Consider the following 26,737-nt stretch of genomic DNA (forward strand, 5'->3'; position numbering starts at 1 on the left):
GGGAGGGTGACATGACGGAGTTTCTGCAACAGGTGATCAACAGCCTGTCGCTCGGCAGCATCTATGCGCTGATCGCGCTCGGCTACACGATGGTCTACGGCATCATCAAGCTGATCAACTTCGCCCACGGCGAGGTGTACATGGTGGGCGCCTACGTCGGCTACGCCTCCATGAGTTTCCTCAAGTTGGGCTTCTTCGAGTCGCTGATCCTGGCGATGATCGTGTGCACGGTGCTCGGCGTCGTCATCGAACGCGTCGCGTACCGGCCGCTCAGGAACTCGACGCGCATTGCGGCGCTCATCACGGCGATCGGCGTCTCCCTCCTGCTGCAGTACACGATGATGTTCTTCGTCGGGCCAGATCCGCGCGCCTACCCGCCGATGCCGTCGTTCATGAACGGCTCGATCGACGTCGGCGGCGTCATCATCAAGAACCAGCAGATCCTGATCATCGGCGTCTCCGTGTTCCTGATGATCGTGCTGCAGTTCATCGTCAAGAAGACGAAGATGGGCAAGGCCATGCGGGCCGTGTCGCAGGATCCCGACGCGGCGCGCCTGATGGGCATCAGCGTCGACCGGACCATCTCGTTCACCTTCGCGATCGGCTCTGCGCTCGCGGGAGCCGCGGGCGTCCTGGTCGGCGTCTACTACAACTCGATCAAGCCACTGATGGGCATCGCCGTCGGCCTCAAGGCCTTCATCGCCGCCGTCTTCGGAGGCATCGGCATCATCCCGGGCGCACTGATCGGCGGTTACGTGATCGGCGGCTCGGAGACGCTCGTGTCGAGCCTCGGCTACTCGATGTTCAAGGACGGCGTCGTGTTCGCGATCCTGATCCTGATCCTGATCGTCAAGCCCGCTGGCCTCCTCGGCAAGAACCGTAAGGAGAAGGTGTGATGTCGACGCTCACCCGGATCGGGCTGCGCGCCCTCCCCTTCGTCGCCTCCTACGCCATCGTGCTCGGCCTGATGAACGCGGGCCTGATCGGCGACTACGTCTTCTCGATCATCGTCACGATCTGCATCAACATCATCCTGGCCGCCAGCCTCAACCTGGTGACCGGCTTCACGGGCCAGTTCTCGCTCGGCCACGCAGGCTTCATGTCGATCGGCGCCTACACGTGCGCGCTGATCTCGATCAACTTCGGCCCCACGCTCGGCGACGTGCCCGCGTTCCTGCTCGGCATGCTCGCAGGCGCCATCGCGGCGGCCCTCGTCGGCGCGCTCGTGGGCCTCCCGACGCTGCGGCTCCGCGGCGACTACCTGGCCATCGCGACCCTCGGCATGGCCGAGATCATCCGCGTCGTCATGCTGAACCTGCCGATCACCAACGGCGCGGCGGGCCTGTCCGGCATCCCGCAGGTCGTCGACTGGAACTGGGCCTTCGGGTTCACGGCGCTGACGCTGATCGTGCTGTGGAACTACATCCGCAGCTCGCAGGGTCGCCGCGCCATCGCCGTGCGCGAGGACGAGATCGCCGCGGAGGCGATCGGCGTCAACACCACCGCGAGCAAGGTGCAGGCCTTCACGATCGGCGCGTTCTTCGCGGGCATCGGCGGCGGCCTGTACGCGTCCTACTTCTACTTCATCAAGCCCGACCAGTTCGGCTTCATGAAGTCCATCGACATCCTCGTGATCGTCGTCCTCGGCGGCCTGGGCTCCCTGTCGGGCACCGTGATCGCGGCGATCCTGCTCGCGATCGTCTCGGTCGCGCTGAGCGAGTTCTCCGACATCCGGATGATCATCTACGCGCTGGTGCTCGTGCTCATCATGATCTTCCGCCCCGGCGGCTTGATGGGATCCAAGGAGGTCACCGACACGGTGCTCGGCAGAGTGTTCAGACGCGAGGGCAAGAAGGCGACCGCGGAGGAGGCCCGATGAGCCTGCTGGAAGTCAGCAAACTGACCCGCAACTTCGGCGGCCTGACCGCCGTCTTCGAGGCGAATCTGCACCTCGACAAGGGCGAACTGATCGGCCTGATCGGCCCTAACGGCGCGGGAAAGACCACGCTGTTCAACCTGCTCACCGGCGTCTACCCGCCGTCGGCAGGCACCATCACCCTCGACATCGACGGCACGACCACCTCGCTGGGAGGCAAGGCCCCGCACCGGATCTGCGCCGCGGGCGTCGGCCGGACGTTCCAGAACATCCGCCTCTTCAAGGACCTGACGGTGCTGGAGAACGTGATGATCGCGCTGCAGCAGAACGTTCCGTACAACCTGTTCGCGTCGCTGCTGCACATCCCGCCCTACGCGGCGAGCGAGCGGCGGATCCGCGAGGAGAGCCAGGAACTGCTCGACCTGATGCGGCTCGGAGGCAAGGCCAAGGAACTGGCCCGCAACCTGTCATACGGCGAGCAGCGCCACCTTGAGATCGCCAGGGCGCTCGCCACCCACCCATCGCTGCTGCTGCTCGACGAGCCTGCCGCGGGCATGAACCCTGCCGAGACCGCGGAACTGACCGGGCTGATCGCGGAACTGCGCCGCGACTTCGGCCTGACGATCCTGCTCATCGAGCACGACATGAGCCTCGTGATGAAGATCTGCGAGCGCATCTACGTGCTCGACCACGGCATCGTGATCGCGTCGGGCACCCCCGACGAGGTGCGCAACAACCCGAAGGTCATCGAGGCCTACCTGGGAGAGGAGGCCCCGAGTGCTTGAGGTCAAGGACCTGGCCGTCCACTTCGGCGTCATCAACGCCATCAAATCCGTGTCGTTCAACGTCAGCGAGGGCGAGATCGTCACCCTGATCGGCGCCAACGGCGCGGGCAAGACGACGACGCTGCGGGCGCTCTCCGGGCTGAAGCGGCCGTCGTCGGGCTCCATCTCGCTCGAGGGCAAGGACATCACGAACCTGTCGGCGCAGGACCGCGTCCGGCGGGGCATGTCGCACGTGCCAGAGGGCAGGCGGATCTTCCCCGACATGACGGTGCTCGAGAACCTCGAACTCGGCGCGTTCCTGCGGAAGGACGCCGTGGCAGCCGACTACGACGAGGTCTACCAGCGCTTCCCGATCCTTGCCGAGCGACGCAAGCAGCTCGCCGGGACCCTGTCGGGCGGTGAGCAGCAGATGCTCGCGATGGGCAGGGCGCTGATGGCCAAGCCACGACTGCTGCTGCTCGACGAGCCGTCCATGGGCCTTGCGCCCCTGCTGGTGCAGGAGATCTTCGACATCATCGTCAACATCAACAAGGCGGGCACCACGGTGCTGCTCGTCGAGCAGAACGCCAACATCGCGCTGCAGATCGCCAACCGCGCCTACGTGCTCGAGACCGGCTCTGTCGTGCTCTCGGGCCCGGCGGCCGAACTTGCGGCCACCGACGAGGTAAAGAAGGCCTACCTCGGCGGCTGAGGACGCCTTTCGGGATCCTCCCCGGACCCGCCAGGAGCGCGACCACTAGGCTGGATCGCGAGCCGCACACACCCGCCGACCGACGTGGCTCGGCGGAGGACTCAAGCTCGGAGGAAGAGATGTTCGTCAAGCAGCGGATGACCACCAGCCCGTTCACGGTCACCCCCGACCAGTCGATCCCGGACGCCCTGTCTGTGATGACAGAGCGCGGCGTGCGCCACCTGCCCGTCGTCGAGGGGAGGCGCGTTGTCGGCGTCATCTCCCGCAACGACATCGCCGCCGCGTCCCCGTCGAAGGCCACGACGCTCAGCGCGCAGGAGGCCACCTACCTGATCTCGAAGCTGAAGGTCGGCAAGGTGATGAGCACCCCGCCCGTGGTGATCTCCCCCGACGCGCTGCTTGAGGAGGCCGCGGTCATCCTGCGCGACGGCAAGATCGAGATGCTGCCGGTGGTCGAGGGCGATGAACTGATCGGCGTCATCACCGAGTCCGACATCCTCGACTCCTTCATCGACCTGCTCGGCTTCCGCGACCACGGCACCCGCCTGACGATCGAGGCGAAGGACGAGCCGGGTGGCCTCAGCAAGCTGACGGGCATCACCGCCGCGCATCAGGCCAACATCCAGCACCTGGCCGTTCACCGGGGCAACCTGGACACCAGCGTCGTGGTGGTGGGCCTGAACACCCGCAACACCGAGGCGATCGAGGCCGACCTCGCCGCGGCCGGGATGAAGATCCTGGCGCGCCGGGTCAACCTCGACTGACCTCCCCGGCTGCGCCCGGGCCGGCGTCGGCTGTGGCGTTGAGCAGTAGTCCACGTTCGTTGCCGATTTCGTGGCGTTGGAACGTGCAAACCGCAGCCGAGGCCACGATGCTGCTCAACGCCAGCCCCGCTCACGCGCTCGCGAAACGGCAGCCGGGTGGCTCGTTCAGTGATGGCGCAGGGCGTCGATGAGTTCGGCCTTGGTCATCTTCGACCGGCCGGAGATCTCCAACTCGGCCGCCCGTTTGCGCAGTTCCTCGACGGTGCGGTCCTCGTAGTCCTCGGCCTCGCCACCCTTCCGACCGACGGCGCTGCGTGACGTGGCCGCCGCGGCGTTGGCGATGCGCGCCGACTTCTCCTTAGCCTCGATGTTTCATGGGGCTGGTGAGCGGGGTGGGTCGGCGTCGTTGCCAGTGTTGAGCTGCTGATTCTGGCATTCGGGTATGACAGATCGTCGCAGTGTCCGTTGCGGGCGGTCGGGTTCCACTCCCGAGAAGAGGAGCTGCTGGTCGTAGGGGCGGGTGGTCTCGCCGGGTTAGGTCTGTGCGACGGTGGTGCGGAGCCGGTTGACGCCGGTCAGGACCCTCACGGCTTCGGGTGCATGTTCGGCGAGGTGGAGGACCTTGTGCCGGGCGCGGCGCACGAGGGTCGCGGGGATCTCGAACAACCGCGCGCGGAGCCGTTTGGGCTCCCACTTCCGCGCATCATGGCCGGTCAGCGCGATGGTCTGCATCCAGGCGACGAGCTCGCTGGCGAGTTGGATGATCTGGCACCAGATCTGGTTCTGCGCGAAGGACTGCAGCGGGAACTTCTCAAGGCCCATGTCTTTGGCGTTACGGATCCGGTCTTCGCAGCGCGCCCGGCGACGGTGCCGCAGCTCCAAGACCGGGAGCTGGCCGCGCGGGGAGTTGGTGGCGAACGCGGTGATGCGCATCCCCTCGTGATCGGTGATCCGCAGCTGCGCCCCAGGATGAGGACGTTCCTTCCGCACGATCACCCGCATCCCGGCAGGCCACGCGGCTAAGTCAAGGAGCCCGGTCAGCTCCGCCACCCATGTCCCCTCGCGGATCCCCTCGTCCTCGGTGTCGTAGGCGGGGGTCCACGCCTTTGCCTCGTCGAGGCGTTTCAGCAGGTCAGGGGTGCTTGCGGGGAGGGTGAACCCCACTGAGTAGGCCAGACGCTGCCGCTGGAGCCAGGCCAGGAAGTCCTTGGTGCCGCCGGCCCCGTCGGTGCGGATCAGGATCTTCTTCGACCCCCGCCCGCCCCGGGCCAGCAGGCCCGCAGGCAGCTGCGCGAGAGCCTGCCGGGTGACGGTGATGTGATCAGCGGCGGTGTTCGAGCCGGCGTTGCCGGGGCGCAGCTGGATCGCCAGCGGTTCCCCGGTCCCGTCGCTGCCGTGGTCAAGGAACGCGCACAACGGGTGATAGCCGAACCCGCGTTTGAACGTCGGTGCGGCCTGCTCCTTCTCACTGTGGGCGGTGATCAGGGTGGCGTCGAGGTCGACGACCAGCGGGCTCTTCGCACTGACCCCCGCAGCCGGGGAATGCGCTCCGGCGAGGGTCCAGGCTCTTTCACGCGCGGCCCGGCGGGCTTTCGAGATCGCCTCGATCACGGTGGGCGCGTCCTGGGCGAGGGTGGTGAGCGTGCGGGAGATCGTCGGGGTCGAGGCGACATCACCGAACAGTCCCGGCTCGCAACGCAGCAGATCAGTATCCGAAGCATGCTCCCCGCCGATTGCGAGAGTGAGTGCGAGGTCCAGCAGGACCTTCGCCGCGTGGTGCTCGGCCAGCGGTTTCGTCCAAGGAGCCAGTGCTTCCCGCAGCGAAGGGGCGAGGCCGGTGGCGTGGATCGTGTCGGTCAGCAGCACCGCGCCCGCATGCGAGAGGGCCGGGACCTCAGCGATGTCCACGCGCGGACGGGGGTAGAAGAACAAGGTAGGGTGGGACACCTGAAAGGTGCTCCTTCCAGTGGATGGCTACGAGTCTGAACAACCCGTATCATCCCAGGCCAGGAGCACCTTTCTCTATGCCTCCCACCCATCGAGACCACACCCCCGTGAAATCTCGAGGCTAGGCACCATTTCCGCTAGCACTCTATCTGCCGAACGGGCTTGAATTGCAGGGTAACCATGACGATCACTTCATCGCTGTCGGCTGTGTGAGTAAAGTCGTCCACAGGGTCCAAATCCATCGATAGGGCTCATGCAGAGTCATCCCGACCGCGGATCTGCGTTTCGTTCGCTCGCATCGCTTCTGCATCAACGGGCACAGCGCCTTGCGCGAGCTTGAGGCGAGTCCAAACGTTCATGTTTATGATCACCGCGGCGATCTCGGCGACATCACGCTCGGTGAAGTGGGCGCGCAGCTTGTCATGCGCAGCGGCGAACCTCTCCTGATTGAAGACGGTGAGGGCTTCGCAGTATTCCAGAGATGCTCGCTCCTTCACGGAGAACATCGTGCTCTCCCGCCACGACGGCAGATGCGCGACCACGACCTGAGAGATCCCGATCTTGGTCGCGACCTCGGTGTGCAGAATGAGGCAGTAGGAGCACGGGTTGAGTTGTGCGACGCGAAGCCTAAGCAGTTGTAGCAGTCGCGGATCGCCGGGAAGTTCCGCCGAGTATCCGAATGCCGCTGCCATCTTGCTCGCCAAGCGCTCGAAGCGGGTCTGGTTGGGGTCGAACCGCGTGTTTTGGAAGCTCACGTTTTCGAGTACCGGACCGAAGCGATTCATGTCGCGCTTAGGCATCAGCACTCCGGTCCCGTCCTGGCCGGTGGTCCAAGCGTCCGGCGTATTCCGGGTGGTGCTGGACAAACGAGCGGAAGACCGGGCACTTCACAGTCACGTTCTTGCCCTGTGCGTGAAGCATGTCGAGCACCCTTCGTGTGAGCGCCGCGGCCAACCCCTGCCCTCGGAACTCCGGCAGGATCGACGTCGCGAGAAGCAGCACCCGGTCATTCTTTTCGGCGAACAACACGCCGCCGAACTCGACGCCATTCTTCGTGGCCACGAACAGATCGGCGGACTCGTCCAGGGCGATTGAGAACGATGGCTCCTTCGCTGGCGCCGTCGTCTGCATCTCGTCCATGAGAGCTTGCTGGTCCGAGGATACTGCCGACGTGCTCTGGTTTGCCGGGTTCAGCGCAAGCGAGGGGACGTGAGGTGGAACGCGCAAGTCGGTCATTTGAGCCTCTCGAATCCAACGTGGTGACGTGCAATCGGCGGGCGGTCGTCTTGGCCGGGGCCGGGGCTCGCCATGCGCTACAGGGAGCTCAACGCCGAAGCCTTGAGCTGGGTCGAGCATACGCCCAGTTGAGCAATATATGGACCTCAAGGTCCAAGATGACCTACTCTAGAAAGGTCAGCTGTATCGAGGAGGAAAACATGAGTTCGAAGCACTACGTCAAGACCGAAGAGGCGCTCGGTCGCCTCACCGAACAGCAGCGCCATGTCACGCAGGATGAGGGCACCGAGCCCGCTTACGACAACGAGTACTGGGCGAACGACGAGCCAGGCGTCTATGTCGACGTGGTCTCCGGGCAGCCCCTGTTCTCCTCGACTGACAAGTACGAGAGCGGGACGGGCTGGCCGACTTTCAGCAAACCGATCGATGACGACGCCGTGGACACGAGAACCGACTATCAACTGAGCACGCCCCGCATCGAAGTGCGTTCGGCGGGTGCTGACAGCCACCTCGGCCACCTCTTCACGGACGGACCGGAGGACGCCAGCGGACTTCGGTACTGTATGAACTCCGCCGCTCTCCGTTTTGTCCCGGCCTCGTCGCTTGAGGAGGAGGGATACGGCCAGTACCGCTCCCTGTTCAACTCGGACGCAGAGCCGACAGGAGACGTAGCATGACCAGCGGCATCGATACCAGCGGGAAGATCACCCGCAACCCCGACACTGAGACGGCCATCTTCGCTGGCGGGTGCTTCTGGGGTATGGAGGATCTGTTCCGGCGCCAGCCAGGCGTGGTCGACACCCGTGTCGGCTACACCGGGGGCGAAAACGACTATGCAACGTACCGCAACCACCCGGGGCACGCCGAGGCGATCGAGATCGTGTTCGACCCGGCCCAGACGACGTATCGCGACATTCTGGCCTACTTCTTCCAGGTCCACGACCCGACGACACTGAACAGCCAGGGCAACGACTACGGCACGAGCTACCGGAGCGCGATTTTCCCGACCTCCATGCAGCAGGAGCAGATCGCGCGCGACACGATCGCGGACGTCGACGCGTCAGGTCTGTGGCCAGGAAACGCCGTCACGACCATCGAGCCCGCTGGGTCGTTCTGGGAAGCCGAGCCCGAGCACCAGGGCTACTTGATCACGTACCCCAACGGTTACACCTGTCACTTCGTCCGCCCGGACTGGGTGCTCCCTAGCCGGACTGAGGCGGACGCGCCGGCGTAGTACTGAGGGCTCCGGTGGCTTCAGATGCCAACCTCGCCGGATTCTCCTCCCGCACGCCATTGTCGCGCCGAATGCTCGGCGTGGCTCGTACGAGGGGTAGATCCGTGACCACACGACGACAGGACGCACATGGAAAGCAACCAAGAGAGCATGGTCACACTGACAGGCAGTGATCAAGTGGTCCGGGAACTGGCACACCCCGCGACCGGCGCGATCGAGGCGGAGAAAGTCACCATCACTGACAACAAGGAGGCTGGCGTATACGAGCTCTGGGTCGACGGCCAGACGGCAGCAGGACTTCTGTACAACGAAGCGGGGACACGGGTGACAATTCTCGCTACTGCGGTGTTCCCCAAGTTCCGCGGTAAAGGGATCGCCGGCAATCTGCTCGGCGGAGTCCTCGACTTGCTCCGCGCCGAGGGGCGAACAGCCACTCTCACTTGCCCGTTCGCCACGGCTTTCGTCCACTCTCACCCCCAGTACGCGGATGTCGTGGACCCCACCTTTCCGGGCAACGCACGCTCGGGCCACGGGCGCATTCACTGAGTCACATTGAGAGAAGGAAGCATGGTTGCCACCGCCAGCGTGGGGGACAGGATCACTCCCTCGACTGAAGACCATCTCCTCGGCGCGCGCGGCGACGACGCGCCCGGGGAGCGATGATGCATTCAGGGGATGACGCGCTCCCTTACATGGACAAAGCTCTCCCCGACGCTTGGAAGGCAGCTGGGGCTTTCGCGGCTGTTGTCTCCAAGGAGACCGCCAAGCACGGGTTGACGCTCGCCGAAAGCGAGATTGTCAAGGTGCGTGTCTCGCAGCTCAACGGATGTGTCTTCTGCCTGGATCTGCACTCACGGCAGGCTCGAAAGCTGGGTGTGCCGCAGCAGAAGCTGGATCTGCTGCCGGCATGGCGGGAAGCCACCCTGTTCAGCAGCCGGGAGACGGCGTTGCTCGCTGTCGCCGAAGCAGCGACCGAGTTGCCACTGAGCGAGAACAGCAAAGCGGACCTCCTCGCTGCCCGTAACGCGCTCGGCGAGGAGACCTTTGTCAGCGCTGAATGGGTGGCCGCCTCCATCAATCTTTTCAACAGGATCTCCATCCTCAGTGAGCACCCGGTACGGGCACGCGATGCTGACGGGAACCTCGCTTGACGTCGGCGCCGGGACGGAGAGTGTTGTCGTCGGATCACCGGCGGTGAGCGACTCGACAATCTACTCAGTCCCTCGGAGCGACTGGCTCAGTCGCCATCGTCGGGTGCCGCACTCGAACAGACGCCTGACGGACGAGTCGAGAGCTGAAGTCACAGCGATCTCCCAGAAACTTGGGACTAAAAGGTCCACTTCCTGCGTTCTAGTTAGTGACGCCGCAACCCAGCGGCGGCGGAAACGGAGGAATCGTGTCCAACGACTACCGCAAGACTCCCGAGGCGCTCAGCCGTCTCACCTCGCTGCAGTATCGCGTCACGCAGGAGGATGGCACTGAGCCGTCGTTCCGCAACGAGTACTGGAGCAACCGCGAGCCCGGCATCTACGTCGACGTGGTCTCGGGTCAGCCCCTGTTCTCATCCACCGACAAGTACGAGAGCGGCACGGGATGGCCGAGCTTCACCAGGCCCATCCAGCCGGACGTCGTCCACACGAAGAGTGACAGAAAGCTCTGGATGGAGCGGAACGAGGTTCGATCCGCAGGCGCCGACAGCCACCTGGGGCACGTGTTCGACGACGGCCCTGCAGAGGCTGGGGGACTGCGCTATTGCATGAACTCGGCTGCGCTCCGCTTCATCCCTGTCGCGGAGCTCGAGGCCCAGGGATACGGCGAGTATCGCTCGCTCTTCGACATCACCGACACAGCAGAGGAGAACGCATCATGACCAGTGGGATCCACGACACCGGACAGATCACCCGCACACCAGGCACCGAGACGGCTGTTCTTGCCGGTGGGTGTTTCTGGGGAATGGAGGACCTAATCCGACGTCAGCCGGGCGTCCTGCAGACCCGCGTCGGCTATACCGGCGGGCGGAACAGCCACGCCACCTATGATCGGCATCCGGGCCACGCTGAGGCGCTGGAGGTGGTTTTCGACCCCGCCAAGACCACTTACCGTGACATTCTTGCGTTCTTCTTCCAGATCCACGACCCAACGACATCGAATCGACAGGGTAACGACTCGGGCTTGAGCTACCGGTCTGCGATCTTCCCGGTCACGCCTGAGCAGGCGCAGATCGCTCGTGAAACCATCGCAGACGTGAACGCGTCGGGTCTGTGGCCCGGCAAGGTGGTCACCTGGATTGAGTCGGCTGGGTCGTTCTGGGAGGCGGAACCTGTGCATCAGGACTACCTGGAGCGTTATCCGAACGGTTACACCTGCCACTTTCCTCGTGCGGGCTGGGTACTGCCGCCGCGCTCGGTGCAAGCGTAAAACCTGGTTGGCGTGCTCACCGCGTGGGCACGCCAACCTGCTCTCCGCAGCAAGTACTTGCTGCATCAAGCTCACTAGCCTCGATGTTTCATGGGGCTGGTGAGCGGGGTGGGTCGGCGTCGTTGCCGGTGTTGAGCTGCTGATTGTGGCATTCGGGTATGACAGATCGTCGCAGTGTCCGTTGCGGGCGGTCGGGTTCCACTCCCGAGAAGAGGAGCTGCTGGTCGTAGGGGCGGGTGGTCTCGCCGGGTTAGGTCTGTGCGACGGTGGTGCGGAGCCGGTTGACGCCGGTCAGGACCCTCACGGCTTCGGGTGCATGTTCGGCGAGGTGGAGGACCTTGTGCCGGGCGCGGCGCACGAGGGTCGCGGGGATCTCGAACAACCGCGCGCGGAGCCGTTTGGGTTCCCATTTCCTCGCGTCGTGCCTGGTGAAGGCGATGGTTTGCATCCAGGCGACGAGCTCGGAGGCGAGTTGGATGATCTGGCACCAGATCTGGTTCTGCGCGAAGGACTGCAGCGGGAACTTCTCAAGGCCCATGTCTTTGGCGTTACGGATCCGGTCTTCGCAGCGCGCCCGGCGACGGTGCCGCAGCTCCAAGACGGGAAGCTGGCCGCGCGGGGAGTTGGTGGCGAACGCGGTGATGCGCATCCCCTCGTGATCAGTGATCCGCAGCTGCGCCCCAGGATGAGGACGTTCCTTCCGCACGATCACCCGCATCCCGGGCGGCCAACCCTGAAGATCCAGCAGCCCGGTCAGCTCCGCCACCCATGTCCCCTCGCGGATCCCCTCGTCCTCGCTGTCGTAGGCGGGGGTCCACGCCTTTGCCTCGTCGAGGCGTTTCAGCAGGTCAGGGGTGCTTGCGGGGAGGGTGAACCCGACCGAGTAGGCCAGACGCTGCCGCTGGAGCCAGGCCAGGAAGTCCTTGGTGCCGCCGGCCCCGTCGGTGCGGATCAAGATCTTCTTCGACCCCCGACCACCCCGGGCCAGCAGGCCCGCAGGCAGCTGCGCGAGAGCCTGCCGGGTGACGGTGATGTGATCAGCGGCGGTGTTGGAGCCGGCGTTGCCGGGGCGCAGCTGGATCGCCAGTGGTTCCCCGGTCCCGTCGCTGCCGTGGTCAAGGAACGCACACAACGGGTGATATCCGAAGCCGCGTTTGAACGTCGGTGCGGCCTGCTCCTTCTCACTGTGGGCGGTGATCAGGGTGGCGTCGAGGTCGATGACCAGCGGGCTCTTCACGCTCGCCCCCACAGTCGGGGAATGCGCTCCGACGAGGGTCCAGGCTCTTTCACGCGCGGTGCGGCGGGCTTTCGAGATCGCCTCGATCACGGTGGGCGCGTCCTGGGCGAGGGTGGTGAGCGTGCGGGAGATCGTCGGGGTCGAGGCGACATCACCGAACAGGCCCGGCTCGCAACGCAGCAGATCAGTATCCGAAGCATGCTCCCCGCCGATTGCGAGAGTGAGTGCGAGGTCCAGCAGGACCTTCGCCGCGTGGTGCTCGGCCAGCGGTTTCGTCCACGGATCCAGAGCTTCCCGCAGCGAAGCAGCGAGGCCGGTGGCGTGGATCGTGTCGGTCAGCAGCACCGCACCAGCATGCGAGAGGGCCGGGACCTCAGCGATGTCCACGCGCGGACGGGGGTAGAAGAACAAGGTAGGGTGGGACACCTGAAAGGTGCTCCTTCCGGCGGATGGCTACGAGCTTCAACACCCCGTATCATCCCAGGCCAGGAGCACCTTTCTCTATGCCTCCCACCCATCGAGACCACACCGCTATGAAAACTCGAGGCTAGCGGCGGGGTTCACGGAGTACTTCGGCGACGACGACTGGCTAGTGGACTGGGCTGACGCCATCGAAGACGAAGGCGGCGGCTTCGCAGTCACCGTTCATGCCAGCTACGACCCAAACGACAAGAAGCGTCGAGTCGCCGCCGCGTACTGGTCGGAGAAGTTGGACAGCTGGCCGAAGCCGGGCCAGAGCCGGTAGAGGCGAAGCACTCGGATAGAGCCAGAGGGCCCGTGAGTGTTGGCATGAAGTCCCAAACGTACAGGGCGCCCTGATCGACCCACGACAGAGCGTTTGTGGCGCACCGGCGCGGCAGGCTATCGAGGCTCCGGCATCTCAACCAAACAGCTTCCCTTGGTCCACGAACTCGATGCCTCGTTGAGCGGAGATATACGGGGCGAGGGCGGTTGGCAGGTTGGGTCGATGGCCGGCCATGAGTTCTCGCACGGCGATGTGCTGCAAGGTCGGGAAGTCCTGACCGTTCGCAGGATGGGTCCAGAAGCCGGACGTGTCGATGACCTCTTGGGCGCCTCGTGTGAGCGTGTCGTTGAGGGTGATCAGCACGCCGAGCTGCGCGTCGCGGGCATTGTGGACGGTCCCAACGAGATCGCGCACGTGGGTCGGGGGCACCGTCTTGCCGCCCTTCACTGAGACAAGGACCTTGCCAACGGTGGTGCTGTCGATGATGAACCGGCGAACGCCGTCGATGCCCTTGTCTCCGACCTGCCTCTCGTTCGGCTGGGCGTGGAGCATCGAGACCGCCCAGCGCTCGAAGTCGAACGGCGACTTCTCGAACAGGCGCTGCGCCGACTGCATGTCGTACGGGATTCCATCCACCACTACCTGGTCCATGACGGACTGGCCGAAAGTGGCCTGCAACCGCTTGATGATGAGGTCAATCGAGATGTACGTGATGTCGATGCCTACCCACGACCGACCGAGCTTCTGCGCCGCGTCTACCGTCGTCCCGCACCCGCAGAACGGGTCCAGGACCACCGCACCCGGATTGGTAGTGAGCTTGATGATCCGTTCCAGCAGCGCCAAGGGCTTCTGGGTTGGGTAGCCGAGCCGTTCAGCAGCTGAACACCGGCAACGACGCCGAACGCCCCCGCCCACCAGCCCGATGAAACATCGAGGCTAGAGCCAACGCTGACGGCGGAAGACGGCGTACAGGCCCGCGGAGATGATGACCATTGCCAGAATCGATAGCGGGTAGCCAAAATCCCAGGTAAGTTCCGGAATTGACGCAAAATTCATCCCGTATATCGCTCCGACAAGGCTCGGAGTGAATAGGATGGCGGCCCACCCTGAAACGCGCTTCATGTCCTCGTTCTGTTTCTGGGCCACTAGGGCCAAGTAAACCGTAACGAGCTGTGTCAGCCGTGCGTGGATGCCGGACACTCTGGACAGAAGGTCATCTGCGTCCTCGGCGAAGGCCGCAGCATCGGCTGACCAGTCTGAGTTCTTCGACGCCCCTGGCGCGGGGATTCGATCGATGAACCGGCACAGGGAAGCAAGAGAGGAGCGGACCTTGCTGGCATCGGAGCCGAGCCGATAAACGCTCTCGATGTCCTTCTCGAATTCCCCGAAAATACTCGACTCGCAGTCCGCAGTGCCGTCCTCCAGGGAAAGTGCGGCAGAGTCATAGGAATCGATCGCGGCCTCGACGATGAGCGTTAGCGTCAGTTCCGCCTCATCTGCGGCAAAGTATCGCCCTGAGTTGTCTTCCGCCGGATGCCAGGCGGTCCCGATTCCGTCGACATCTTCAAAGACCACCAGCCAGTCGTCATGAAAGACAATGTGTAGTGATTCTATTCGTAGATCTTCTTGCCCTGCTTTTGCGATCCGGTTTATTCGCAGAAGGAAGGAGGGGCCGAATACATCCAGGCGAGGGCGACCGGCTCCTTCACGCAGGATTTCTCGCATGTTCTCCGGGAACTCGAATTCAGTTCCAAGTTGGTCAACCGTGTGCTCGCGCCCACATTGGCAGTCGACGACCTCGCCTCGATCCGTGATCAATGATCGGAGATCCGCAATCGGCTGCTGTTGCTTTGGTCGGACCTGCGGTCGCATCGCGTGTGCGGTGCCACCGGAGCATCCAAGGTGTTCAGTCATCCGGCGAGTGTAGTGGCGCAGAGGGGAGATGCGAGAGCCAGAGCCGCTCACGATGCCGGCCAGGACGCTGTAGCGCGCTGGGTCTCCTTCCCGAGTCTCACGAAGGAGAACTGGAGTATGCCCACGAAGTTCTGCTCGGAGCTGCGTGATCGTGCGGTCCGCATGGTCTACGCCCGCCACGCCCTTGAAAGTGGCCCAGGAGCGCAGTCGACCCGCGCCGTCGCGCCCGAGCTCGGCGTCGGTGAGGAGCCCTTGCGGAGCTGGTGCAACCGCTACGGCCCCGCCGAGAGATCGTCCCGTCCGCAGGAATCGCTCGAGGAGGAGAATCGCCGGCTGAGGAGCGAAGTGACCGACATGCGCCGTGCGAACGAGATCTTGAAGAAGGCATCGGCATTTTATCCGCGCAGCCCGATCGCCCCACGACGAAATGATCCGGTTCATCGATATGCACCGTGAACAATTCGGTTTCGAGGCTGTCTGCCGCGTGGTCGGCACGACAGAATGTGGGTTTCTCACCTCCCGCGGCTGCCGAGCCGCGAAGCAGCGCCCAGCCTCTGCCCGCGGCATCTGGGCCGCAAAGTTCACCTGCGTTCGCATCCCGAAAGGGCTCTGCGACGCCGCGCTCTTCACGGACGTCCGCACGCGGCGGATCGTCGGCTGGGCCGTCGCGGCCCGCCTGCCCACCGAGGCATTGCCGTTGCAGGCCCTCGAGCACGCTCTACTGTGCACCTGCGCCGAAGCCTCTAGCCTCGATGTTTCATCGGGTTGGTGAGCGGGGGCGTTCGGCGTCGTTGCCGGTGTTCAGCTGCTGATTCTGGCATGTGGGTGTGACAGATCGTCGCAGTGTCCGTTGCGGGCGGTCGGGTTCCACTCCCGAGAGGAGGATTCTGCTGGTCGGTGGGGCGGGTGGAGCCGCCTGGTCAGGTCTGTGCGACGGCGGTGCGGAGCCGGTTCATGCCGGTTAGGACGGTTCGGGCTTCGGGGGCGTGTTCGGCGAGATGGAGGACCTTGTGCCGGCAGCGGCGCACGAGAGTCGCGGGGATCTCGAACAAGCGTGCGCGGAGCCGTTTGGGTTCCCACTTCCTCGCGTCATGGCCGGTCAGAGCTATGGTCTGCATCCAGGCGACGAGCTCGGAGGCGAGCTGGATGATCTGGCACCAGATCTGGTTCTGCGCGAAGCCCTGCAGCGGGAACTTCATCAAGCCCAGGTCCTTGGCGTTGCGGATCCGGTCTTCGCATCGTGCGCGGCGGCGGTGACGCAGCTCGAGGACGGGTAGCTGGCCGCGCGGGGTGTTGGTGGCGAACGCGGTGATGCGCATTCCTTCGTGATCGGTGATCCGTAGTTGCGCTCCGGGGTGGGGGCGTTCCTTCCGCACGATCACCCGCATCCCGGCAGGCCACCCGGACAGGTCCAGCAGTCCGGTCAGCTCCGCCACCCACGCCCCCTCGCGGATCCCGTCGGTATCGGTGTCATAGGCCGGAGTCCACGCCTGCGCCTCATCGATATGTTCCAGCAGGTCAGGAGTGTGCGCGGGGAGAGTGAACCCGACGGAGTAGGCCAGCCGCCGCCTGGTCAGCCACTTGACGAAGTCCTTGGTGCCGCCGGCTCCGTCGGTGCGGATCAGAATCTTCTTCGACCCCCGCCTGCTCCGGGCCAGCAGGGCTGGTGGGAGCTGCGCGAGCGCGGCCTTGGTGACGGTGATGTGATCAGCCGCGGTGTTCGAGCCGGCGTTGCCGGGGCGGAGATGGATCGCCAGCGGTTCCCCAGTCCCTTCGCTGCCGTGGTCGAGGAACGCGCACAGCGGGTGATAGCCGAAGCCGCGTTTGAACGTCGGTGCGGCCTGCTCCTTCTCGCTGTGGACGTTGATCAGGGTGGCGTCGAGGTCGATGACCAGCGGGCTCTTCGCACTGGCCCCCGCGGCGGGGGAGTGCTCCCCGGCCAAGGCCCAGGCCCGTTCCCGCGCGGCGCGACGGGCATTCGAGATCGCCTCGATCACGGCGGGCGCGTCCTCAGCCAGCGTGGTGAGCATGCGGGAGATCGTGGGGGCCGAGGCGACGTCACCGAACAGGTCCGGTTCGCACCGCAGCAGATCAGCATCCGAAGCGTGCTCGCCGCCGATCGCGAGAGTGAGTGCGAGATCCAGCAGGACCTTCGAGCTGTGATGCTCTGCCAGCGGTTTCGTCCACGAATCCAGCGCCTCACGCAGCGAAGCAGCGAGGCCAGTGGCGTGAATCGTGTCGGTCAGCAGCACAGCGCCCGCATGCGCGAGGGCCGGAACCTCGGCGACGTCCACCCGCGGACGGGGGTAGAAGAACAAGGTAGGGTGGGACACCTGAAAGGTGCTCCTTCCAGCGGATGGCTACGGGTCTCAACACCTCGTATCATCCCAGGCCAGGAGCACCTTTCGCCATTCATTCCGCCGGTCGAGACCACACCCCCGTGAAATCTCGAGGTTAGAGTTCCCCTCCTCTCGGAGCGCCTCGTAGAGTTCCTTGTCCTTGACGCTTGGGCCCGGGTCCCTCTTGGCCGGCATGGCTGCCTCCTTCTGGCTGGTCCTCGACGCTACGCCCAGGGCCGCCCGAAGGGAACCCCTGCCGTCTCACCCGACTCGACTGGTCAGCGCCAACTGACCCACCTCGGCACGCGACCCACGTAGCGCGCGTAAGCCCTGCCGAAGCGCGACATCAGCGCGTCCTCCTCGTGCTCGATCTGCGGCGTGACGGCCGCGACGAAGCCAGCGACGGGCAGGGCAGCGGTGAGCGAGCCACGCCACAGCGCGTGCGCGACGAGCAGGCCAGCGAAGCCCAGATAGATGGGGTTGCGGGTCAGCCGGTTGGGGCCGGTGGTGATCAGCGTGCTCGACCGGTCGGGGCGTGCCGGGTCGATCGTGGTGTCACCTAGCCGGAACTGGGCGACGGTGCCGCCCATCAGCGCGAGCGACACCCCACCGACGGCGACGCCGGCGGCCCGGGACAGCACCGGCACCGGGGTGTCGCGATTCTTCCGCACGATCAGCGACTGCGCGATCCAGGCGAGGGTGAACGGGACGGGCGGTGGAATGTGCATATCGAACTCTCCTTGTCGGTGCCGCCCCGCGGGCGACGTCAGGCTGGTCGCGTCATCGTCACTGTTGTCTGCTTGGCGACGAACCCCAGCCTCTCGTACAGGCGGGTCGCCCCGGTCGGCGATTCGGAGTCCACGTCGAGGCCGACGACCGTGATGCCGTCGACGTCGCGGGCCAGTTCGAGCGACCTCGCCAGCGCCCTGGTCGCAAGCCCCGTGCCGCGCGCCTCGCGGATCGTGCCGACCAACCCGACCCACAGTTCCTTCGGCTCGTACTGGCTGACCAGCACGTAAGCGTCGACGGAGCCGTCGTCGCGGCGCGAGATGGTCGAGACCTGTGGCCGCGCAGGGCGACCCGCGTAGACGTCGTGCCACCGCTCTGCCGTCCACGGCGCGAAGCCCCAGTGGTCGGTGAAGGCCGCGTTGTGGGCGACCCGGACCGCCTCCTCGTCCTCGGGGGTCGGCGAAGCCAGGCCGGCCCAGTCGACGTCGAGCGGTTCGCCCGGGTTGTCGCGCTCCATCAGCGTGAAGTAGCGCACCGGCAGGTATCCGCGCGCCTTCAGCATCCGGTACGCCGACGAGCCCTCAAGGCCCGCCGAGACGCGCAGCAGCCCGGTCGATCCGGGGTTGCGCTCGGCGTTCAGGGCCGCGGCCCTCGCCTCGGCCCTGTCCATCAGGTCCCGGCCGATCCCGCGTCCGCGCCACTGGGGTCGCACCCCGCCGTCGATCTGGAGGCGCACCTCCCCGTCGTCGCCCGCGGTGAACCCGACGCGCAACTGGCCGTAGGCGATCAGCGTGTCGCCGTCCCAGGCGGCCCAGGTGTCCGTCGCGGGGGTCATGCCCGCCTCCGTGAGTTCCTCGGCCAGGTCCTCGGCCTCGTAGAACTCCTGGGTCTGATCGGCGCGCGCCAACTCGTTGGTGAGGTCGGCCCACTGCTCGACGGTGTCGGCGGTGAGGTGGGACCAGGTCATCTCAGGCATGACGCCATCCTCGCCGATCAGCCGTGCAGGTAGTTGACGAGATGCTCCTGTTCGGACTGCAACTGGTCGATCCGGTTCTTGACGAGGTCGCCGATGGACACGATGGCCGCGAGGTGACCGTCGACGAGGACGGGAATGTGCCTGATCCTCAATTCGGTCATGGTGGCGGCGATGTCGGCGAGGTCATCGTCCATGCCGCAGGTGTGCACCTCTGGGGTCATGATGGCCGAGATCGGCATGCCGAGCACCTCGGCGCCGAACCGGGCGAGGGCGCGGACCACGTCCCGCTCCCCCACAATCCCGGCCACGTCGCCGTGGGCTCCCGCGACCACGACAGCGCCGATGTTGTTGTCCGTGAGGAGGCCCACCAGGTGGGCCACGTCGTCGTCGGGTCGGGCCGTGACGACCGCACTGCCCTTGTGGTTGATGACGTCTGTGATCCGCATGTCTCACGCTAACGCCTCGCCGCCCGGGCGCGGCGGAAATCGGGCGATCAGGCCAGCGCGGAACCCAGCGTTTCCGCGGCCCCGCGGAGCCACAGTTCGCGGCGTCGGATCGCGTCGCCGACGCCGTCGTCCCACATCCTCGCCCAGCCGCCCCCGAGTCGCCCGGCGCGATCCCGCATCGAGAACCAGGAACGCTCCGCGGTCGAGATCGACGCGGGCACCAGCCAGGCGCGATCCGCCGCGTCCAGCCCGTAGGCGTCGACCAGCGCCCTACCGCGCCGCGCGACGTCCACGCCGTCGAACGCCGGGTCGCGATCCTCGGGCGCCTGCCACCCGCCCCACCACTGCAGCAGGTTGACGACCTCGTCGACGCGCGAACTCGGCCGGGTCAGGTCGAAGTCGATCAGGGCGACCGCGGCGCCGTCGCGGAAGACGGTGTTCTCGGGGGTGATGTCGCGGTGCCCGAGGAACGTCGGCGCCGGGCCGACCGGCTCCGGAGAACCCTCCGGACGCGGGCCGGCCGTGGCACCGTCGGGGAGGCCGAGGTCGAGCATGGCGTCGTCGAGACGGCGCAGCAGGCGGGCGACCGAGCGGCCGCGTTCCAGGTCGCCGACCCACGACGGCCAGGGCCGTCCGGCGACCTCGCCGTCGACGAAGGTCAGGATCTCGCGGCCCCGGTCATCGACCCCGAGCAGCCTCGGCGCGCCGTCGAAGCCGCTGGCCTCGAGGTGCCGCAGTACGACGTGCACCTGGTCGCTGTGTTCGCCGATCGGGCGGCGGACGGTGTCACCGACCCGGACCACGCCCTCGGTGACGTCGCCGCCTGCAAGCGGGATCTCCTCGGAGGGGTCTAGATGCATGGGTCGAAGGCGTCGAGGGCCTCGAAGTTCTGGTTCATGTCGAAGGCAGGCAGCGAGGTGGCGGGCACGTTGACGACCTTGGCCGGGACGCCAGCGACCGTCGTGTGGTCGGGCACGTCCTTGAGGACGACGGAGCCCGCGCCGATCTTGGCGCAGTCGCCGATCCGGATGTTGCCGAGGACCTTTGCGCCCGCGCCGATCAGCACGCCGCGGCCGATCTTCGGGTGCCGGTCGCCGCCCTCCTTGCCGGAGCCGCCGAGGGTGACCTCGTGCAGCATCGAGAAGTCGTCGTCGACGACGGCGGTCTCGCCGATCACGACGCTGGTGGCGTGGTCGAACATGATGCCCTTGCCGAGCCGCGCGCCCGGGTGGATGTCGACGGCCCACACCTCGGAGATGCGCGACTGCAGGTACCAGGCGAGCGCCTTGCGGCCCTGCACCCAGTAGTGGTGCGCGACGCGGTAGGCCTGGATGGCCTGGAATCCCTTGAAATAGAGCAGCGGGTTGGCGTAGCCGGGGCAGGCGGGGTCGCGTGAGACGACGGCCTGCAGGTCGGCGAGGATCGCGCGCTGGATGCACTCGTCCTCCTGCAGCACGTCGAAGAAGATGTCGCGCAGCCCGAGGGCGGGCAGCGTCGAGTTCTCCAACTTGCTCGCCAGCAGGTAGCTCAGCGACTCCTCGATGTCGGGCTGGCTGAGCACGGTGGCGTGCAGGAACCCGGCGAGCAACGGCTCGGTGGCCGCGGCCGCGGCGCACTCCGACTTGATCGACTCCCAGACCTGATCGTCGGGAACGATGAGCGCGGGATCCATGGGCCCTCCTCTGCAGCTGACCCACCAAGGCTACCGACCCACGGGAGCCTCATCCCGTGCAGTCCGCTGTCAGCGAACCTCCCCGAATGTCGCGACGGCGACGGGCTCGGCGCGCAGCGCGTCGGGGATCAGCAGCACGGCGGCTCCGTCGCGGCGCTCGATCGCGGCCTCCGCTCCGCCCGCCCAGGTCGCGGCGCGCCCGTCGAGCTCAGCGGGTAGCTCGAGCCGGCCGGTCGACGGGTCGAGCGCGTGGACGTGCACCGCCCCGCCGCTCGCGGTGTAGGCGCGCGGCGCGCCGGTTGCCTCCCCGGCGCGCAGCCACGGCCGGGTGCCGTACACGGCCTGCCCGTTGGTCCGAAGCCAGGCGCCGAGCTCGCGCATCGCGGCGAGTTGCAGTCCGGGGATCGAGCCGTCGGCCCGCGGCCCGACGTTGATGAGCAGGTTGCCGTTCTTGCTGACGACGTCGACGAGCAGCCGGATCAGGGCAGCGCCGGACAGCGAGTGGGAGTCGTCCTCGTCCTGGTTGAACCCGAAGGAGAAGCCGAGCCCGCGGGTCGCCTCCCAGGGGTCGGCCATGATCTCGGGGACGTGCGAGTACTCGCGGGTGAGGAAGCCGTGGTACGGCACTCCCCAGCGGTCGTTGATGACGCCGTCGGGGACGGCCAGGTAGTAGCGGCGGAACATCTCCGCGAGCGAGTGCTCGTCTGCATCCTTGCCGCCGTCGGGCCACTCGATGTCGTTCCACAGCACGTCCGGGGCGAACCGGGCGACGAGTTCCTCGAGTTGGTCGGCCGAGTAGCGGGCGAACTGCTTGTCGTTGCGGCGGAACCGGAACAGGTCGGTGTCGGACTCGATGGGCGGGAAGTCGGAGACGTGCCAGTCGAGCGCGCCCGAGTAGTACACCCCGAACCTGGCGCCCGCGGCGCGGGTCGCGTCGTGCAGTTCCTGGACGAGGTCGCGGCGGGGGCCGCGGCGGGCGGCGTTGAAGCCGGTCGAGGGGGTGTCCCACAGGCAGAAGCCTTCGTGGTGCTTCGTGGTGGGGATGACGTAGCGGGCGCCCGCGCCCACCAGCTCGGCGACGAACGCGTCCGCGTCGAACGCCTCGGCCTTCCACAGGTCGGCCAGGTCCTCGTAGCTGGTGCCGACCCCGAAGACGCGCTGGTGGCGCTCCCAGGTGGGGCTGCCCGCGATCCTGACGGTGTTGCCGTACCACTCGGCGTACTGGTGGTGCGTGTAGGCGTCCTCGACGGGGACGCCGCCGGGGCCGTGGGTCGTGGCCCACGCGGGGACCGAGTACAGGCCCCAGTGGATGAAGAAGCCGAGCTTCGCGTCGCGGTACCACTCGGGGACGCGGGCCTCTGGGTAGTGGGGCGGGTTGGCGCCGAAGTCGGGGCCGGTGCGGGTCTCGAAGTTCAGCATGGGGCTTCCTCTCCTCGTCGGGTCACGACAGGGGTCAGGTCGGGGTGCTCGACGGTGGTGTCGAACGGGTAGACGCCGGGGGCGAGCCGGTGGTGGCCGAGCCGGATCAGGTCCTGGTCGACGCCGCCTGGGGTGAGCGCGAGGATCCAGTCGCCCGCGAGGTCGTGGAGTTCGGGCTCCAGATAGCCGATCTTGACGATCACGACATCGGCGGCCGCCGGGTCGAGGCCGAGGCTGCGGAAGTCGTCGAGGTGGTGGAAGGGCTTGCGACGCTCGGTGATGATGGCGTGCACCGCCCCGGCCCGCACCACGACCTGGGTGCCCGCGACCGGGTCGCCGTTGGTCACGGAGAAGACCTCGCCGCGGAGCCTCACCGGCCCCGAGGGTCCGGGGTCGACGCGGCCGCCCACCTCCACCTCGACGGTGGCGCCGACGCCCGCCGCGACCGCCGTGGCGACCGCCGCCGGGTCGAAGATCGAGGCGTGGATGACGGTGAGGTCCGGGTCGCGCAGGGCGGCGCGCTCCAGCAGGCGCCCGAGCGTCCAGGACACGTCCCCCGCGCCACCCGCGGTCGGGTTGTCGCCGGAGTCGGAGATCAGGAACGGTCGGGCGGCGCCGGGCAGCAGCGCGACGTCGAGCGCCTCGTCAAGCGTGGCGGTGGGGCCGACGAAGACGAAGTCGGCGCGCGCGTCCCAGTAGCGGCGGGCCAGCCGCTCCGCCTCGCGGGCGATGGCGTCGCGGTCGTCGCCCGTGACGACGACGGCGGCCTGGCAGCGCGGCTCGTCGGCCCAGGCGTAGCCGACCCAGACGGCCGCCTCCAGCACGCCTGGCACCTCCGTGGCGACCGGGACCGCGTCGTAGATGCCCTTGGCCGGTTCGAGCCTGGTGCTTGTCTTCTCGCCAGGCAGCAGCACCGGCACCTGGCGCCACGCCTTCCACGGCCTGCGCAGCAGCGGATCGGAGCCGTGCGGCCCGCGCAGCCTGGTCAGCAGGTTGTGGACGGCGCGTTCCTTGGTGTTGAGCCAGTCCTCGTGCGGGGCCATCCGGTAGCAGGTGATCAGGTCGACGGCGTCGAGCAGGTCGCGCGAGACGTTGCCGTGCAGGTCCATCGACGCGGAGACGAGCACGTCCGGCCCGAGCGCCTCGCGGACGGCGCGCGCGAGGTCGCCCTCGGCGTCGGTCATGCCGACGACGCTCATCGCGCCGTGGATGTCGAAGAACAATGCGTCGAACGGGCCCTCCGCCTCGATGCCCGCCAGGATGGCCGACTTCATGGCGGAGTAGGTTTCCGGCGCGACGGCCCCGCCTGGCAGCGACCTGCCGTGGGTCAGCGGCACCCACTGCGCCGCCTCACGCAGTTCCCTGCCCTCGTCGAGGAACGGGTAGTAGCCGATCAGGTCCTCGCCGGTGCGGATCGTGAACGCCTCGTCGCCGGAGATGTGCGGCGAGAAGGTGCTCGACTCGATGGAGATCCCCGCGATGCCGATCCGCGGCCTGGCGAGGCCGCCGGGCCCGACGGCGGGCAGCGGTCCCATCCAGATCTCGTGGGCCAGGGGTGCGTCAGTCACGGCGCGGGTCACTTCCTTCTCAGTGAGCTTTGGTTCGGTCAGGCGGCGTTGAGTCGTCGTTGCGCGGCGGCGGCCGCACCGAGGGCGACGCCGTCTCCCCCGAGCCTGGCACGCACCACGTCGAGCGGCACACCCGAGACGGGGGCATCGCTGCGCAGCGTCGCCTCGAGCGAGGGAAGCAGCAGGTCCCAGGCGTGCGTTACCCCTCCGCCGACGACGACGCGGGTCAGGTCGAGCACTCCTGCGGTCGCGACGCAGGCCATCGCGAGCGCCCTTCCCGCCTTGTCGAAGACGGCGAGCGCGGTCGGGTCGCCCGTGCGGGCAAGGTCGGCGATCGCGGCGGCGGACCGGGCGACCCCGGCGGCCTCCGCGTAGCGCAGTTCGATGGAGCGCCCGGAGGCGAGGGTCTCGAGGTGGCCGACCTGGCCGCAGGTGCACACCAGGTCGCTGTAGCCGGGGGTGTGCCCGATCTCGCCGGCCGCGCCGTGCGGGCCGTACCTGAGCCTCCCGTCGAGGACGACGGCGCCGCCGACCCCGGTGCCGAGCATGATGCCGAGCACGTCGGGGGCGGAGGCCTCTCCCCAGGCGACCTCGCCGAGCAGGAAGGCGTTGACGTCGTTCTCCACCCGGACCGGCACGCCGAGGCGGCGTTCGAGTTCGGGCCCGAGCGCGAACCCCGCCCAGCCGGTGAACGTGTCGGAGGCGGCCGTGACGTGGCCGCGTTCGGCGTCGATGACCCCTGCTGCCCCCACGCCTGCCGCGACGAGTCGCACGCCGGAACTCGCGACGAGCGAGGCGACCAGCCCGGCGGCGGCGTCGGCCATGGCCGGGCCCCCGTCGCTTGCTGGCGCGGGCACGACGCCCCTCGCCAGGACCGCTCCACCGTCGTCGACGAGCAGCGCGGCGATCTTGGTGCCTCCGATGTCGATGCCAGCGATGGCGTTCTGCTCGGGTGCCACCTCACCGCCCCCCGAGGCCGGCCATGGCGATGCCCTTGACGAGGTGCTTCTGCAGGACGATCACGAGCAGCGTGGTGGGGATCATCGAGATGATCGCGGCCGCCATCTGCAGGTCCCAGCGGGTTCCGGTGAGGCCGGAGAAGCTGGCGAGGCCGACGGGGAGGGTCCCGCGGGCGTTGTAGTCGACCGTCACGATCAGCGGCCACAGGTAGCTGTTCCAGAAGGACAGGAAGGTGAACACCGAGAGCACCGCGAGGGCCGACTTCGACAGCGGGAGCAGGATCAGGACGAAGGTCCTGATGGGGCCTGCGCCGTCGACGCGGGCCGCCTCCTCCATCTCGTAGGGGATGCCGCGGAAGAACTGGCGCATCAGGAAGGTCCCGAAGGCGCCGAACGCGAAGGGCAGGACCAGCGCCTGGTAGGTGTCGACCCAGTTGAACCACTGCATGACCTGGAACATCGGGATGACCAGCACCTCTGCTGGCACCATCAGCGTCGCGAGGAAGAGGATGAAGACGGCGTCGCGGCCCTTCCAGCGCAGCCGCCCGAAGGCGTAGCCGGCGCAGGACGAGACGATCAGCACGACGAGGGTGCCCGCGATCGCGACCAACAGCGAGTTGAAGATGTAGGTCCAGAACGGGCCGAACTTGAAGACCTCGACGAAGTTGCTCCAGCGGACCTCAGAGCCGATCAGGCGCGGGGGCATCGCGAACATCTCGCCGTTCGGCTTGAGCGCCGAGAAGAAGGCGTAGATGAGCGGAAGCATGAACAGGGCCGCCGCCAGGTAGACCGTGATGTGGGCCAGGATCAGGCGGGCGCGCTGGCCGGGGGTCAGCGGCGCCTTCGCCTGCGAGCGGTGCTCGGCCTCGACTCCCTCGTCGAGCGGCATTGCCATCGGACTAGTGCTCATAGTGCACCCACTTCTTCTGGGCACCGAACTGGACGGCGGTGATGATGATGATCAGGGCGAACAGGATCCAGGCACCAGCCGCTGCAAGGCCGAGGTCCTGGAACTTGAAGCCCTGGTTGTAGATCCACATCACCAACGGCAGCGTGGCGTTGCCTGGTCCGCCTCCGGTGAGCAACTGTGGCTGCGCGAAGACCTGAAGCGAGGTGATCATCGTCATGACGGCCGCGAAGAAGATCGACGGCGAGATCATCGGCAGGATGATGCCCCAGGTGACGCGCCAGCCCGACGCACCGTCGATGGCGGCCGCCTCGAGCACCGACTCGGGCAACTGCTCGAGCGCGGCGGAGAAGATCAGCATGTTGTAGCCGAGGCCCTGCCACACGCTCATCACGACGACCATGATCATGGCCCAGTTGCGGTCGGCCAGGAAGTTGGGCAGTTCGACGCCGAACCAACTGGTGGCGACGCCGTTGAAGAGCCCCTGGGGCTGCAGCAGCATCTTCCAGACCAGCACGTTGGCGACCATCGGGGTCACGACGGGGATGAAGAACAGGACCCTCAGTGCGCCGCGGCCGCGAATGCGCGGGCCGAGCCCGATCGCGAGCAGCAGCGACAAGATGATGTTGGTGGGGACGTAGAGGACGGTGAAGACAAGCGAGTTCTTCAGCGCCGGGAGGAAGTTGGGGTCATCGAGCAGGCGCCCGTAGTTCGCCCCGCCGTTGAAGGTGCGGGCGCCGAACGTCGGCCAGTCGAAGAAGCTCATCACGATGGACAAGACGACAGGCACGATCGTGAACAGGGCGAGGCCCACCAGGGCTGGGCTGGCAAAGCCCAGCGCCTGGCGCGCCTCCATCCTTGCGAGAGACCCGCGT

The 26,737-nt window shown here is 66.8% G+C and carries 33 protein-coding genes; 14 read left to right on the forward strand and 19 right to left on the reverse strand.

Annotated features, from left to right (window positions below; all coding sequences use genetic code 11):
- Positions 1–11 precede the first annotated feature (11 nt).
- From BW730_RS10390 to BW730_RS10410, 5 genes are all read left to right on the forward strand, one after another.
- Positions 12–896: a branched-chain amino acid ABC transporter permease gene (locus tag BW730_RS10390; RefSeq protein ID WP_077686181.1), complete on the forward strand. Its 885-nt coding sequence runs from the start codon at positions 12–14 to the stop codon at positions 894–896.
- A complete protein-coding gene (locus tag BW730_RS10395) occupies positions 896–1,879 on the forward strand; it encodes a branched-chain amino acid ABC transporter permease (RefSeq protein ID WP_077687617.1) in 984 nt (327 codons plus the stop codon). The genes BW730_RS10390 and BW730_RS10395 overlap by 1 nt, the downstream gene beginning before the upstream one ends.
- Complete coding sequence (locus tag BW730_RS10400) at positions 1,876–2,661, forward strand: ABC transporter ATP-binding protein (protein WP_077686182.1); 786 nt, start codon at positions 1,876–1,878, stop codon at positions 2,659–2,661. Before BW730_RS10395 ends, BW730_RS10400 begins: the two co-directional genes overlap by 4 nt.
- On the forward strand, positions 2,654–3,352 hold the full coding sequence (locus BW730_RS10405; protein WP_077686183.1) for an ABC transporter ATP-binding protein: 699 nt from the start codon (positions 2,654–2,656) through the stop codon (positions 3,350–3,352). The genes BW730_RS10400 and BW730_RS10405 overlap by 8 nt, the downstream gene beginning before the upstream one ends.
- 119 nt (positions 3,353–3,471) lie before the next feature.
- A complete protein-coding gene (locus tag BW730_RS10410; RefSeq protein ID WP_077686184.1) occupies positions 3,472–4,116 on the forward strand; it encodes a CBS and ACT domain-containing protein in 645 nt (214 codons plus the stop codon).
- A gap of 165 nt (positions 4,117–4,281) precedes the next feature.
- On the opposite strand, the gene BW730_RS20505 is transcribed toward BW730_RS10410, so the two are convergent.
- The 4 genes from BW730_RS20505 to BW730_RS18535 all read right to left on the reverse strand — a co-directional run bounded on the left by BW730_RS20505 (position 4,282) and on the right by BW730_RS18535 (position 7,203).
- Positions 4,282–4,485 carry a DUF7218 family protein gene (locus BW730_RS20505; RefSeq protein WP_077687618.1) on the reverse strand — a complete coding sequence of 68 codons (204 nt, stop codon included), beginning with the start codon at positions 4,483–4,485 and terminating at the stop codon, positions 4,282–4,284.
- Positions 4,486–4,650: 165 nt separating this feature from the next.
- A complete protein-coding gene (locus BW730_RS10420) occupies positions 4,651–6,048 on the reverse strand; it encodes an IS1380 family transposase (RefSeq protein ID WP_193432384.1) in 1,398 nt (465 codons plus the stop codon).
- Positions 6,049–6,314: 266 nt separating this feature from the next.
- Positions 6,315–6,863, reverse strand: a complete 549-nt coding sequence (locus BW730_RS10425) for a carboxymuconolactone decarboxylase family protein (RefSeq protein ID WP_077687619.1) — start codon at positions 6,861–6,863, stop codon at positions 6,315–6,317.
- Positions 6,856–7,203, reverse strand: a complete 348-nt coding sequence (locus BW730_RS18535; protein WP_158522594.1) for a GNAT family N-acetyltransferase — start codon at positions 7,201–7,203, stop codon at positions 6,856–6,858. The genes BW730_RS10425 and BW730_RS18535 overlap by 8 nt, the downstream gene beginning before the upstream one ends.
- Before the next feature lie 254 nt (positions 7,204–7,457).
- Here BW730_RS18535 and msrB (BW730_RS10435) point away from each other — a divergent pair, with 254 nt between their 5' ends.
- From msrB (BW730_RS10435) to msrA (BW730_RS10460), 6 genes are all read left to right on the forward strand, one after another.
- Entirely contained in the window at positions 7,458–7,976 is a 519-nt protein-coding gene (gene msrB / locus BW730_RS10435; protein ID WP_226996703.1) for a peptide-methionine (R)-S-oxide reductase MsrB, read from the forward strand.
- Positions 7,973–8,533, forward strand: coding sequence for a peptide-methionine (S)-S-oxide reductase MsrA (gene msrA / locus BW730_RS10440; protein ID WP_068477515.1), 561 nt, complete (start codon positions 7,973–7,975; stop codon positions 8,531–8,533). Before msrB (BW730_RS10435) ends, msrA (BW730_RS10440) begins: the two co-directional genes overlap by 4 nt.
- 129 nt (positions 8,534–8,662) lie before the next feature.
- Entirely contained in the window at positions 8,663–9,079 is a 417-nt protein-coding gene (locus BW730_RS10445) for a GNAT family N-acetyltransferase (RefSeq protein WP_068477513.1), read from the forward strand.
- Between the two features lie 146 nt (positions 9,080–9,225).
- Complete coding sequence (locus BW730_RS10450) at positions 9,226–9,684, forward strand: carboxymuconolactone decarboxylase family protein (protein WP_226996705.1); 459 nt, start codon at positions 9,226–9,228, stop codon at positions 9,682–9,684.
- A 245-nt stretch (positions 9,685–9,929) separates the two neighbouring features.
- The gene (gene msrB / locus BW730_RS10455) at positions 9,930–10,403 is read left to right on the forward strand and encodes a peptide-methionine (R)-S-oxide reductase MsrB (RefSeq protein ID WP_068477509.1); all 474 of its coding nucleotides are present in this window, start codon (positions 9,930–9,932) and stop codon (positions 10,401–10,403) included.
- Positions 10,400–10,951 (forward strand): peptide-methionine (S)-S-oxide reductase MsrA, encoded by a 552-nt coding sequence (gene msrA, locus BW730_RS10460; protein ID WP_068477507.1) that lies wholly within the window; start codon positions 10,400–10,402, stop codon positions 10,949–10,951. Before msrB (BW730_RS10455) ends, msrA (BW730_RS10460) begins: the two co-directional genes overlap by 4 nt.
- Positions 10,952–11,201: 250 nt before the next feature.
- Here the strand turns inward: msrA (BW730_RS10460) and BW730_RS10465 are convergent, their stop codons facing one another.
- The gene (locus BW730_RS10465) at positions 11,202–12,599 is read right to left on the reverse strand and encodes an IS1380 family transposase (protein WP_193432385.1); all 1,398 of its coding nucleotides are present in this window, start codon (positions 12,597–12,599) and stop codon (positions 11,202–11,204) included.
- A 22-nt stretch (positions 12,600–12,621) separates the two neighbouring features.
- Here BW730_RS10465 and BW730_RS18135 point away from each other — a divergent pair, with 22 nt between their 5' ends.
- Positions 12,622–12,933 carry a hypothetical protein gene (locus tag BW730_RS18135; protein ID WP_145952807.1) on the forward strand — a complete coding sequence of 104 codons (312 nt, stop codon included), beginning with the start codon at positions 12,622–12,624 and terminating at the stop codon, positions 12,931–12,933.
- A gap of 135 nt (positions 12,934–13,068) precedes the next feature.
- Here the strand turns inward: BW730_RS18135 and BW730_RS20100 are convergent, their stop codons facing one another.
- Together BW730_RS20100 and BW730_RS18540 are read right to left on the reverse strand one after the other, a co-directional pair.
- A complete protein-coding gene (locus tag BW730_RS20100; protein WP_418082014.1) occupies positions 13,069–13,776 on the reverse strand; it encodes a DNA methyltransferase in 708 nt (235 codons plus the stop codon).
- A gap of 93 nt (positions 13,777–13,869) precedes the next feature.
- The gene (locus BW730_RS18540; RefSeq protein ID WP_158522596.1) at positions 13,870–14,847 is read right to left on the reverse strand and encodes a magnesium transporter CorA family protein; all 978 of its coding nucleotides are present in this window, start codon (positions 14,845–14,847) and stop codon (positions 13,870–13,872) included.
- A 117-nt stretch (positions 14,848–14,964) separates the two neighbouring features.
- Between BW730_RS18540 and BW730_RS18545 the strand changes: the two genes are divergently transcribed.
- Both BW730_RS18545 and BW730_RS18550 read left to right on the forward strand, forming a co-directional pair.
- Positions 14,965–15,303 (forward strand): transposase, encoded by a 339-nt coding sequence (locus tag BW730_RS18545; RefSeq protein WP_158522598.1) that lies wholly within the window; start codon positions 14,965–14,967, stop codon positions 15,301–15,303.
- A complete protein-coding gene (locus BW730_RS18550; RefSeq protein ID WP_158522599.1) occupies positions 15,275–15,619 on the forward strand; it encodes a hypothetical protein in 345 nt (114 codons plus the stop codon). Before BW730_RS18545 ends, BW730_RS18550 begins: the two co-directional genes overlap by 29 nt.
- A gap of 148 nt (positions 15,620–15,767) precedes the next feature.
- On the opposite strand, the gene BW730_RS10480 is transcribed toward BW730_RS18550, so the two are convergent.
- The 12 genes from BW730_RS10480 to BW730_RS10530 form a co-directional block, all read right to left on the reverse strand.
- Positions 15,768–17,180: an IS1380 family transposase gene (locus BW730_RS10480; protein WP_077684975.1), complete on the reverse strand. Its 1,413-nt coding sequence runs from the start codon at positions 17,178–17,180 to the stop codon at positions 15,768–15,770.
- 36 nt (positions 17,181–17,216) lie between these two features.
- Positions 17,217–17,381 carry a DUF7218 family protein gene (locus tag BW730_RS20510; RefSeq protein ID WP_471248199.1) on the reverse strand — a complete coding sequence of 55 codons (165 nt, stop codon included), beginning with the start codon at positions 17,379–17,381 and terminating at the stop codon, positions 17,217–17,219.
- 83 nt (positions 17,382–17,464) lie between these two features.
- The gene (locus BW730_RS10485; protein ID WP_077686190.1) at positions 17,465–17,914 is read right to left on the reverse strand and encodes a methyltransferase family protein; all 450 of its coding nucleotides are present in this window, start codon (positions 17,912–17,914) and stop codon (positions 17,465–17,467) included.
- 38 nt (positions 17,915–17,952) lie between these two features.
- The gene (locus BW730_RS10490; RefSeq protein ID WP_077686191.1) at positions 17,953–18,891 is read right to left on the reverse strand and encodes a GNAT family N-acetyltransferase; all 939 of its coding nucleotides are present in this window, start codon (positions 18,889–18,891) and stop codon (positions 17,953–17,955) included.
- A 17-nt stretch (positions 18,892–18,908) separates the two neighbouring features.
- Entirely contained in the window at positions 18,909–19,337 is a 429-nt protein-coding gene (locus BW730_RS10495; protein ID WP_077686192.1) for a CBS domain-containing protein, read from the reverse strand.
- Positions 19,338–19,384: 47 nt separating this feature from the next.
- Entirely contained in the window at positions 19,385–20,197 is an 813-nt protein-coding gene (locus BW730_RS10500) for a phosphotransferase (protein ID WP_077686193.1), read from the reverse strand.
- A complete protein-coding gene (gene cysE, locus BW730_RS10505; RefSeq protein ID WP_077686194.1) occupies positions 20,188–21,009 on the reverse strand; it encodes a serine O-acetyltransferase in 822 nt (273 codons plus the stop codon). Before cysE ends, BW730_RS10500 begins: the two co-directional genes overlap by 10 nt.
- A gap of 69 nt (positions 21,010–21,078) precedes the next feature.
- Positions 21,079–22,428, reverse strand: a complete 1,350-nt coding sequence (locus BW730_RS10510) for an alpha-L-fucosidase (RefSeq protein ID WP_077686195.1) — start codon at positions 22,426–22,428, stop codon at positions 21,079–21,081.
- Positions 22,422–23,996 (reverse strand): M81 family metallopeptidase, encoded by a 1,575-nt coding sequence (locus BW730_RS10515; RefSeq protein WP_077687620.1) that lies wholly within the window; start codon positions 23,994–23,996, stop codon positions 22,422–22,424. The genes BW730_RS10510 and BW730_RS10515 overlap by 7 nt, the downstream gene beginning before the upstream one ends.
- A gap of 38 nt (positions 23,997–24,034) precedes the next feature.
- Positions 24,035–24,955 (reverse strand): ROK family protein, encoded by a 921-nt coding sequence (locus BW730_RS10520; protein ID WP_077686196.1) that lies wholly within the window; start codon positions 24,953–24,955, stop codon positions 24,035–24,037.
- Between the two features lies 1 nt (position 24,956).
- Positions 24,957–25,865, reverse strand: a complete 909-nt coding sequence (locus BW730_RS10525) for a carbohydrate ABC transporter permease (protein WP_077686197.1) — start codon at positions 25,863–25,865, stop codon at positions 24,957–24,959.
- On the reverse strand, positions 25,855–26,718 hold the full coding sequence (locus BW730_RS10530; RefSeq protein WP_226996707.1) for a carbohydrate ABC transporter permease: 864 nt from the start codon (positions 26,716–26,718) through the stop codon (positions 25,855–25,857). Before BW730_RS10530 ends, BW730_RS10525 begins: the two co-directional genes overlap by 11 nt.
- Between the last annotated feature and the right edge of the window lie 19 nt (positions 26,719–26,737).

Origin of the sequence: Tessaracoccus aquimaris, assembly GCF_001997345.1 — a bacterium.
In the GTDB taxonomy this organism is placed as follows: Bacteria; Actinomycetota; Actinomycetes; order Propionibacteriales; family Propionibacteriaceae; genus Arachnia; species Arachnia aquimaris.